This is a genomic window from Pseudoalteromonas sp. MelDa3, assembly GCF_002863625.1.
Lineage (GTDB): Bacteria > Pseudomonadota > Gammaproteobacteria > Enterobacterales > Alteromonadaceae > Pseudoalteromonas > Pseudoalteromonas arctica.
On sequence record NZ_PJBR01000041.1, the window covers coordinates 22971 to 31983 of the forward strand.

13 protein-coding genes are annotated in these 9013 nt (G+C 41.0%); 11 read left to right on the plus strand and 2 right to left on the minus strand.

Annotation, left to right across the window (positions count from 1 at the left end):
- Window positions 1-194: 194 nt before the first annotated feature.
- Both CXF89_RS10095 and CXF89_RS10100 read right to left on the minus strand, forming a co-directional pair.
- A complete protein-coding gene (locus CXF89_RS10095; RefSeq protein ID WP_121954515.1) occupies window positions 195-1043 on the minus strand; it encodes an AAA family ATPase in 849 nt (282 codons plus the stop codon).
- Between the two features lie 52 nt (window positions 1044-1095).
- On the minus strand, window positions 1096-1335 hold the full coding sequence (locus CXF89_RS10100) for a DUF1653 domain-containing protein (protein ID WP_024594065.1): 240 nt from the start codon (window positions 1333-1335) through the stop codon (window positions 1096-1098).
- Between the two features lie 60 nt (window positions 1336-1395).
- On the opposite strand from CXF89_RS10100, the gene CXF89_RS10105 reads away from it, so the two are divergent.
- The 11 genes from CXF89_RS10105 to rpoS all read left to right on the plus strand — a co-directional run bounded on the left by CXF89_RS10105 (window position 1396) and on the right by rpoS (window position 8981).
- The gene (locus CXF89_RS10105; protein WP_121954516.1) at window positions 1396-1875 is read left to right on the plus strand and encodes a DUF2947 domain-containing protein; all 480 of its coding nucleotides are present in this window, start codon (window positions 1396-1398) and stop codon (window positions 1873-1875) included.
- 74 nt (window positions 1876-1949) lie between these two features.
- The gene (locus tag CXF89_RS10110) at window positions 1950-2585 is read left to right on the plus strand and encodes a hypothetical protein (protein WP_121954517.1); all 636 of its coding nucleotides are present in this window, start codon (window positions 1950-1952) and stop codon (window positions 2583-2585) included.
- Between the two features lie 37 nt (window positions 2586-2622).
- Window positions 2623-2910 (plus strand): cell division protein FtsB, encoded by a 288-nt coding sequence (ftsB, locus tag CXF89_RS10115; protein WP_007584772.1) that lies wholly within the window; start codon window positions 2623-2625, stop codon window positions 2908-2910.
- Window positions 2900-3601: a 2-C-methyl-D-erythritol 4-phosphate cytidylyltransferase gene (gene ispD, locus CXF89_RS10120; protein ID WP_007584773.1), complete on the plus strand. Its 702-nt coding sequence runs from the start codon at window positions 2900-2902 to the stop codon at window positions 3599-3601. Before ftsB ends, ispD begins: the two co-directional genes overlap by 11 nt.
- Window positions 3598-4095 carry a 2-C-methyl-D-erythritol 2,4-cyclodiphosphate synthase gene (gene ispF, locus CXF89_RS10125; RefSeq protein WP_010554441.1) on the plus strand — a complete coding sequence of 166 codons (498 nt, stop codon included), beginning with the start codon at window positions 3598-3600 and terminating at the stop codon, window positions 4093-4095. Before ispD ends, ispF begins: the two co-directional genes overlap by 4 nt.
- The gene (gene truD / locus CXF89_RS10130) at window positions 4092-5144 is read left to right on the plus strand and encodes a tRNA pseudouridine(13) synthase TruD (RefSeq protein ID WP_121954518.1); all 1053 of its coding nucleotides are present in this window, start codon (window positions 4092-4094) and stop codon (window positions 5142-5144) included. Before ispF ends, truD begins: the two co-directional genes overlap by 4 nt.
- Window positions 5125-5889 (plus strand): 5'/3'-nucleotidase SurE, encoded by a 765-nt coding sequence (gene surE, locus CXF89_RS10135; protein WP_007584778.1) that lies wholly within the window; start codon window positions 5125-5127, stop codon window positions 5887-5889. The genes truD and surE overlap by 20 nt, the downstream gene beginning before the upstream one ends.
- Complete coding sequence (locus CXF89_RS10140; RefSeq protein WP_007584780.1) at window positions 5879-6517, plus strand: protein-L-isoaspartate(D-aspartate) O-methyltransferase; 639 nt, start codon at window positions 5879-5881, stop codon at window positions 6515-6517. The genes surE and CXF89_RS10140 overlap by 11 nt, the downstream gene beginning before the upstream one ends.
- Before the next feature lie 9 nt (window positions 6518-6526).
- The gene (locus tag CXF89_RS10145; RefSeq protein WP_007584782.1) at window positions 6527-7105 is read left to right on the plus strand and encodes a YqaA family protein; all 579 of its coding nucleotides are present in this window, start codon (window positions 6527-6529) and stop codon (window positions 7103-7105) included.
- 41 nt (window positions 7106-7146) lie between these two features.
- Window positions 7147-7971, plus strand: a complete 825-nt coding sequence (locus tag CXF89_RS10150; protein WP_024594062.1) for a peptidoglycan DD-metalloendopeptidase family protein — start codon at window positions 7147-7149, stop codon at window positions 7969-7971.
- A gap of 35 nt (window positions 7972-8006) precedes the next feature.
- On the plus strand, window positions 8007-8981 hold the full coding sequence (gene rpoS, locus CXF89_RS10155) for an RNA polymerase sigma factor RpoS (protein ID WP_121954519.1): 975 nt from the start codon (window positions 8007-8009) through the stop codon (window positions 8979-8981).
- Window positions 8982-9013 lie beyond the last annotated feature (32 nt).

The window sequence follows — 9013 nt, forward strand, 5'->3', positions numbered from 1 at the left end:
GTAGTGTGGTTATTCCCCATAAATAGGCGATAACACAGCATAAATACCAAACACGCGCTGCCTGAAGGTTCGTCCTAGGGACGATTAACTCTTTGTTGCTCGGCTTTTACTTAGCCCACTAGGTTACAAACCTCGCGCCACGATTAAATCGTCCCTAGTTAGAACAAATTTTAATCCTGAAATGTCAACAGGCCCTAGCGACGGCTCATAAAGGCAAGTTTTTCGATTAGGCTTATATCTTGCTCATTTTTAAGTAATGCGCCAAACATGGGCATTAAGCCACCTTTTTTAGCTTTGTCGTGCAGTGTTTTAGCGTCTATGTCTTCAGCCATTAAAAGCTTTAGCCAGTCGAGTAATTCGCTGGTGGAAGGTTTCTTTTTAAGGCCGTTAGCTTCGCGCAGGTTAAAAAACACTTCGAGTGCTTGGTGTACTAAATCCTGTTTAACGTTAGGGTAGTGCACGTCAATAATTTGCTGCATTTCATCGCTGCTAGGAAAATCAATGTAATGAAAAAAGCAGCGGCGTAAAAATGCGTCCGGTAATTCTTTTTCGTTATTTGATGTGATGATCACAATAGGGCGCTCTTTTGCGACAATGCGTTCATTAGTTTCATAAACATGAAACTCCATTTTATCGAGCTCAAGTAGTAAGTCGTTTGGGAACTCTATGTCGGCTTTGTCTATTTCATCAATTAATAGTACTGGGCGTTTGCCGTTAAGCTCTGCATACGTAAATGCCTGCCAAAGCTTACCTTTAACAATGTAGTTGCCAATATTGTGTACACGCTCGTCACCTAATTGACTGTCGCGCAGGCGCGAAACCGCGTCGTACTCGTATAAGCCTTGCTGTGCTTTAGTAGTCGATTTTATATGCCACTGAATAAGCGTGGTATCTAGGCTTTTAGCCAACTCCTCAGCCAGCATAGTTTTACCTGTGCCTGGTTCGCCTTTAATTAAAAGTGGTTTTTCAAGCATAATGGCAGCATTTACAGCTTGTTTAAGCGCGCTACTCGCTATGTAATTGTCAGTTGAATTAAATTGCACGGTGTACCCTTGTCTGGTCTGAGGAGTTAGCTATTTTGTTATAATGCCATAGTTAAACGGCAGGTCCAAGGTAGGCAAAACGCTGTATGACCTCACCTTCTTTTTCAACAGTTTCTAAAAACATACTAAGTGGGCGCGCCCACATACCAAATTCACCATATAGCGCTTGATAAATCACAAGCTGCTCCTCGGTTTCGCTATGGGTGGCAACATGAACAACTTTGTATTGCGGCCCTTTGTAATGTTGGTATATGCCTGGTTTGAGTGAAAGTGGTTTTATTGCTGTAGTCATGTTTTGATCTCTTGTATAATTTGGCTTTGCACTTTTAATGTTAACTAATTTGCCAATACTATGAACTATATTTTGCTAGATGATTACAAAAAAGCATGGGTTTTTCGTCATAAAGACTTACCTGTATCAGATGAAGACGCAGTAAAAATAAAGCCTATGGGAGATGAGCGCGCAGCCGTACTTTGGACAACCATGGTAAGCCGTGAGTTTGATCACCCAGATTTTTTTGAAGACACCGATTGGTGTGGCCAAGAAAAAAGCTTTAGTCAAGAAGTAGATTGGCAAGATGCGTGGGAAAATGGTGATGCGCAACCACCAGAAGCAATCTTAACGTTTTTAGATTGGGAAGCTAACACCACTGTTTATTTTTGTATGGCACGCGATAATATTATCGAAACAACATTTGATGTATTTAAACGCAATTGGCAAAACTTTATGTTTTTAGCTGATGGCAGTTTGCTGATTGGTAAAAAGCGTAATACGGTTGTGCAATTTTTAGAATCAGGTAAAGCAAAATTAGGTGAAAAGCCAAGCGCTTAATTAGTGCGCTGCGCTTAAAAAATATTCAATACTGTGTTATAAAACATTTACCTGAATATTTTTGAGTACAGCTTTTGGTCGCTAAAAATCAGTCACTTGGTGCTCAGCAGCAAGTTGAAATTTGGCAAACTGATGCACAAAAAGTGTTGTATGCACAATTGTGTAATGCGTTTTATCAGCGTGAGGTTCAGCGATTAGTTGCAGAGCCTAATGCCGATAAACTGCGCCGTCAGTTAAAAAGCCTACCTTATTATATTGAGCGAGCTGCAACGTTAGTTGCTAATGGTGACACGCCTTTTACGCTGGACGCGCAAAATGGTACGTGGCTTGAAAAGCAAAAACTGACCCCACCCGATGTGAATGTTCAAGCTAATGAACTTTTTTATCAAACGTATGCCAAAGTGGGGCTTATAGTGCCAGTTATATTACATGGCTACGATCAGGTGCGTCTTAGAATAGACAGTATCGATCAGTTAGGCGAAAATAAGCTGCATTGTAACGAGCTTGGTTGGTTTGATTTTTTAGGAAATGGGCTAGAGCAGCAAAATGCTCAGTTAATAAAGCCAAGTAAAGTGAGTTTAACCGCTGCATGTTGCGGGCATCAGTGGCAATTTTCGAAGCGTTGTATGCCACGGGTTTTATCACTACGCGAAATGCTTTTAGCGGGTAGTATTAATTGGCGCAATTTAAAGCGCCCCTTAGCGTATTAAAGTTAAGGTATTTGGAATTTAAAATAAGGAGTGTTAAATGCGTATTTTTCAAGTTGGCTTACTGTGCTTAGCACTGTTTGTACAATACAGATTATGGTTTGGTCATAATGGTTTACAAGACTACACACGGCTAAAAGGTGCTGTAGCGTCGCATCAAGAAACCAACGAAAAGCTCATTAAACGTAATAAAGTACTTAAAGCAGATATTGAAGATTTAAAGCTTGGCCAGGAAGGCATTGAAGAGCGTGCACGCAACGAATTGGGAATGATTAAACCGGACGAAACATTTATTCGTGTTTTACCGGGCAAACAATATGACAAATAAACAGACTATTGCAGCAATTGTACCTGCTGCGGGCGTTGGCAGTAGAATGCAGCACAATGCGCCTAAGCAATATATACAATTAGCCGGTAAAACCATTTTAGAACACACCTTAGCTAAACTTTCTCAATTATCTCAATTACGCACTATTGTTGTTGCCCTTAGCGACAGCGACCCCTATTTTGACGAACTCCCACTGCTTGATAAGCGCATTGTGCGAGCCAGTGGCGGTAAAGAGCGTGCAGATTCAGTACTCAATAGCTTACTTTTTTTAGCGCCTAACCCGCCTACATGGGTGTTGGTGCACGATGCTGCGCGTCCGCTAGTTAATATTAGTGATATAGAACGTTTAATTGATGAATGTATACGCGCTGATGAAGGCGGTATTTTAGCTAGCAAAGTAAAAGACACCATAAAACGCGGCCACACTCATGCCCTACAAACTGTGCCACGAGACGATTTATGGCAAGCACTTACCCCGCAGTTTTTTAAATATGACGAGCTTAAAAATGCATTGCAAAACGCATTAGCAAACGGGGCTACTATTACCGATGAAGCCAGTGCAATTGAGTGGGCGGGTAAACCGGTTAAGCTTGTAGCAGGTCGCAGCGATAATATTAAAATAACCACGCCAGAGGATTTAGACTTGGCTGGGTTTTTATTACATAAACAACAAAACGAGAGTGCATTATGATACGAATTGGCCATGGTTTTGACGTACATAAATTTGGCGGCGAAGGCCCGTTAACTATTTGTGGTGAAAAAATTGATTATCCACAAGGCTTTTTAGCGCACTCAGATGGCGATGTCGCTATTCATGCATTATGTGATGCTATTTTAGGCTCGCTTGCAATGGGTGATATTGGTAAGCACTTTCCAGATACGGCTAGCGAGTATGAAAATATCGACAGCCGTATTTTACTTCGCCATGTGGTGAGCTTAGCTAAAGAGCAAGGTTATGTAATTGGCAATGGCGATGTGACTATTGTTGCACAAGCGCCAAAAATGCTGCCACACATTCAAGCTATGCGTGCTAATTTAGCCAGCGATTTAAATTGTGACCTTAGCCAAATTAACGTTAAAGCCACTACTACCGAAAAGCTAGGCTTTGAAGGGCGCAGGGAAGGCATTTCTAGCCATGCGGTGGTTATTATGAGTAAAGAGCTTGCGAGTACAAAAAACGCATGAGCGATTTAAATTATTTATACGGTGCACCGCTTTCTAAAGCTGATTTTAAAACCACTGCTGAAGACTTTATGGTTGATGAAGACCTAGGTATAGAATTTACCGGCAGTGGCGAACACGTGTGTTTACAGGTGGTTAAAAAAGGCGAAAATACGCAATACGTTGCAAAGCTAATTGCACAACGTGCGGGTGTTTCACCGCGAGACGTAAGTTACGCCGGCATGAAAGATCGCCACGGAGTGTGCTCACAGTGGTTTAGTGTAAAAGTACCGATTAAAAAGCCTATCGATTTTAGCGATTTAAATAGCGAGAGTATTTTTATTGTGTCGCAACAGCGCCACGACCGTAAATTACGTACGGGTTGCCACAAAGGTAATAGATTTACTATTACGCTTCGTAATGTAACCAAGCCCCTTGATATTTTATGCCGTATTAATGCAGTACGCGCAGGTGTGCCTAATTACTTTGGTGAACAACGCTTTGGGCATGGCGATCATAACTTAGTAATGGCTGAAAAAATGTTTGCAGGGGAGCGCATTCGCGATAAAAAACTGCGCGGCATTATTATTTCAGCAGCGCGTTCTCATGTGTTTAATCAAATAGTAAATTTACGTGTTAAAGAGCATGGTTTAGCTAAAACAATGCACCGTGAAGTATTTATGCTCAGCGGCAGTAATGCATTTTTTGAAGATGCAATTAACGACGAAAACATAGAACGATTAGCCACTGGCGATATTATGATGTCGGCACCTATGGTGGGGAAAAGCGAAAAAGGTTTGACCGAACAAGAAAAAATATGGCTTGAACCTTTCCAAACATGGTGCGATGGCTTAGGTGAGCTAGGCCTTAAAAATGAGCGCAGAATGCTGCGTTTAATTCCGCAAAACTTAACGGTTGAGACCATAGATGAAACCAGTTTAAAACTGAGTTTTGGTTTGCCAAAAGGGTGTTTTGCAACTGCATTATTACGTGAGCTGGTGGATTATAAAGATGCTAGCCCTCGAGAGCGTAAAGAAAAGGATAATGACATAAATGAAGATACTGTTAAGTAACGATGATGGCGTAAATGCTAAAGGCATTGCGGTTTTATATCAGGCGCTTATACAAATTGCAGATGTAACCCTTGTGGCACCTGATCGCAACTGTAGTGGCGCGAGTAATTCTTTAACACTAATGAACCCGCTACGAGCGACTACACTCGAAAATGGTTTTATGTCGGTTAATGGCACACCTACTGATTGTGTACATTTAGGTGTAAATCAGTTAGCTGATGAAAAACCAGACCTTGTTGTTGCTGGTATTAACCATGGTGCCAATTTAGGTGATGATACGCTTTACTCTGGCACTGTTGCCGCTGCAACTGAAGGTCGCCATTTAGGCTTACCTGCAATTGCAGTATCGCTTTGCTCACATAAGGGCGAGCATTTTGAAACAGCCGCTGCTGTTACCGTAAATATTATTAAAGGTTTGGCTTCGCATCCGCTTCCAAAAGATCAAATAATAAATATAAATGTGCCAGATATTCCACTAAGTGAATTAAAAGGGGTGCAAGTAACACGTTTAGGTGCTCGTCATAAAGCAGAAACCATGACCAAACAAACCGATCCTTGGGGTCGAGATATTTATTGGTATGGATCGCTGGGCATAGAAAGCGATGCAGGTGAGGGTACCGACTTTTACGCAATCAATAACGGTTATGCCTCTGTTACGCCATTAAGTGTTGATATGACAGCCAAAGACAGCCTAAAAGCAGTAGGAGACTGGTTAGCCGATTTGGAGATTAATCGTGCTCGCTAATTATACCCGCAGTGCAAAAGCGCTATCTGACTTACTAAAGCGCGAAGGCGTTGAAGATACACAAGTACTGAGTGCTATAGCTGATATTCCGCGACACATATTCGTAGACGATGTGCTAAAACACAAAGCTTATGAAAATACGGCGCTACCTATTGGGCAAGGGCAAACTATTTCCCAGCCTTATATAGTAGCGCGCATGACAGAGCTACTTCGCTTAGCTGGTGTGCGCAATAAAGTGCTGGAAATTGGTACTGGCTCTGGATATCAAACTGCAATATTAGCCAAAACGTTTACAAAGGTTTATTCGGTAGAGCGTATTAAAACGCTTCAGTGGCAGGCAAAGCGTCGATTGCAGCAACTCGATTTATATAATGTAACCATGAAGCATGGTGATGGTTGGCAAGGCTGGCAATCACAAGCACCTTTTGATGGTATTATAGTGACTGCTGCGGCCTCTAAAGTTCCGCAAGACTTACTTGCTCAGTTAGCCGATGGAGGCGTGTTATTAGCGCCCATTGGTGAGAGCGATCAAAAATTAGTAATGGTTATCCGCGAAGGCGATAATTATAAAGAGCATGTTATTGCTCCCGTTAGATTTGTGCCGTTAGTACCTGGCGATATTGAATAGGAATTCATTTTGAAGTTGTTTACCAAGTTATACGATATGGCCCTAGTGTGGGCAAAGCACCGCCATGCGGAACGTTATTTAGCTGCAATGAGCTTTGCAGAGTCAGTTTTTTTTCCAATACCGCCCGATGTAATGCTTGCACCTATGTCGCTTGCGCAACCCAAAAAAGCATGGCGTTTTGCAAGCTTTGCCACAATAGCATCGGTTGTTGGTGGAGTAGTTGGTTATTTGCTTGGTTTTTGGCTATTTGAACCCGTTGTTGAGCCATTGATTGCACAAATGCACTGGCAAGAAAAGTTTGATATCGCATTAAATTGGTTTAAAGATTACGGTGTTTGGGTTGTGTTTTTAGCTGGTTTTTCGCCTATACCATATAAAGTATTTACCATTGGCGCAGGTGTTTTACAAATGGCATTTTTGCCATTTTTACTCGCATCGGCGATTGGACGTGGTGCGCGATTCTTTTTAGTTTCAGCCTTAATGAAGTGGGGCGGGGCTAAAATGGAAGCAAAATTACGTCAATATATTGAAATACTTGGTTGGGGATTAGTGGTATTAATTGCGCTAGCGTACTTTTTATTGCGTTAAGCGTTAAAAATATCAATTGTCTAATTTGGGAGAAAAATACAATGAATAAACAGTTTTTACTGTATGTGACTATATTTGTTGGTGTTTTTCTTTCTGGTTGCTCTTCTCGCCATATTCCAGCGCCTGTTAGCAGCCTAAATAATAATGTTAATGATTTAGGTCATACCATTAACATAAATGGCGATATTTATAAGGTGCAAAAAGGTGATACGCTCTATTCGATAGCCTTTAGCGCCGGTAAAGATTTTAGATTACTTGCAAAAAACAATTCAATTCCATCACCTTACACAATTTTCCCTGGGCAAAACATCTCCTTGACCCCCAAGCCCGAAAAAACAAAAAGGGATGAAAAATATACGAATTCGAGTAAAAAGTCTATAAAAAACACACAAAAAAATAACATAATATTAAAGAAAGAGCTTGATCCTCCAAAACAACGAGAGTATGTTCAGAAACAAGCCAGTAACAAAGTTAGTAATACTAAACGTTTGTCGAGCAGTAAAGTTAAGTGGTTTTGGCCTGCAAAGGGCAAAATTACCAAACGCTTTTCTAATAAGGAAAACGGTTATAAAGGTTTACAGATTACTAATCGCAAAGGGGCTTCAGTCTTAGCTGCGGCACAAGGAACAGTGGTATACGCGGGTAACGCTCTACGAGGTTATGGTAGTTTAATCATATTGAAACATAATGATGATTACCTAAGTGCTTATGCACATAACTCGAAATTACTTGTTAAAGAAAAGCAGAAGGTTAAGGCAGGACAAAAAATAGCAGAAATTGGTAATTCAGAATCTCCGGTCACCGCGCTTCGTTTTGAAATTCGCTACCGAGGGCAAGCTGTCAATCCTGCTAAATACCTACCCTAATTTTCAGGTATTGATAATTGCTCGGGAGAAGGCTTATGGCTAGCGCAGCAAAACTTGACAAACACACTACGACTGACGAAAAATTCGATGACATCGATGCTGATGAAAGCACAACTCTACTAGAAAAAGTAGAAGACGATGAAATCTTTGCGAAAGAAGAAGTAACTAAAAATCTTGATGCAACCCAACTTTATTTAGGCGAAATTGGTTTTTCTCCTTTGCTTAGCGCAGAAGAAGAAGTGTTTTTTTCTCGCAAATCACTTCGAGGTTGTGAAGCCTCACGCAAACGTATGATTGAAAGTAACTTACGTTTAGTTGTTAAAATAGCACGCCGTTACAATAACCGTGGCCTTGCTCTACTCGATTTAATTGAAGAAGGTAACTTAGGCTTAATTCGCGCTGTTGAAAAATTTGACCCTGAACGTGGCTTTAGATTTTCTACTTACGCTACATGGTGGATACGTCAAACAATTGAACGTGCCATTATGAACCAAACGCGTACCATTCGCTTACCTATCCATGTAGTTAAAGAGCTTAATGTTTACCTGCGTACAGCACGTGAATTAACTCAAAAGCTTGACCATGAGCCAACAGCTGACGAAATTGCAGCTTGCCTAGACAGACCCGTTGAAGACGTTACTAAAATGCTACGTTTAAACGAAAGAATAGCATCGGTTGATATGCCGATTGGTGGTGAAAACGACAGTGTACTGCTTGATATCATCCCAGATGAAAAAAGTGCAGGCCCTGAAGGCGAAGTACAAAATAATGATATTAATAAGCACATTGTAGATTGGTTAGGTGAATTAAACCCTAAACAACGCGAAGTGTTAGCACGTCGATTTGGTCTACTTGGCTACGAGCCATCTACACTTGAAGATGTAGGTCGTGAAATAGGCTTAACACGTGAGCGTGTAAGACAAATTCAGGTAGAGGCATTACGTCGCTTAAAAGACATTTTGCAACAAGAAGGTTTAAGTACAGATAGCTTGTTTAATCAGTTTTCGTAACTAGTTAAATAGTATAAGAGACTATGTGTGTT

What these genes read in the sequence shown, in the direction of transcription:
- CXF89_RS10100 (WP_024594065.1), bottom strand. Translation starts at nt 1,335, where the DNA reads ATGACTACAGCAATAAAACCACTTTCACTCAAACCAGGCATATACCAA.
- CXF89_RS10105 (WP_121954516.1), top strand. Translation starts at nt 1,396, where the DNA reads ATGAACTATATTTTGCTAGATGATTACAAAAAAGCATGGGTTTTTCGT.
- ftsB (WP_007584772.1), top strand. Translation starts at nt 2,623, where the DNA reads ATGCGTATTTTTCAAGTTGGCTTACTGTGCTTAGCACTGTTTGTACAA.
- ispD (WP_007584773.1), top strand. Translation starts at nt 2,900, where the DNA reads ATGACAAATAAACAGACTATTGCAGCAATTGTACCTGCTGCGGGCGTT.
- ispF (WP_010554441.1), top strand. Translation starts at nt 3,598, where the DNA reads ATGATACGAATTGGCCATGGTTTTGACGTACATAAATTTGGCGGCGAA.
- truD (WP_121954518.1), top strand. Translation starts at nt 4,092, where the DNA reads ATGAGCGATTTAAATTATTTATACGGTGCACCGCTTTCTAAAGCTGAT.
- surE (WP_007584778.1), top strand. Translation starts at nt 5,125, where the DNA reads ATGAAGATACTGTTAAGTAACGATGATGGCGTAAATGCTAAAGGCATT.
- CXF89_RS10150 (WP_024594062.1), top strand. Translation starts at nt 7,147, where the DNA reads ATGAATAAACAGTTTTTACTGTATGTGACTATATTTGTTGGTGTTTTT.
- rpoS (WP_121954519.1), top strand. Translation starts at nt 8,007, where the DNA reads ATGGCTAGCGCAGCAAAACTTGACAAACACACTACGACTGACGAAAAA.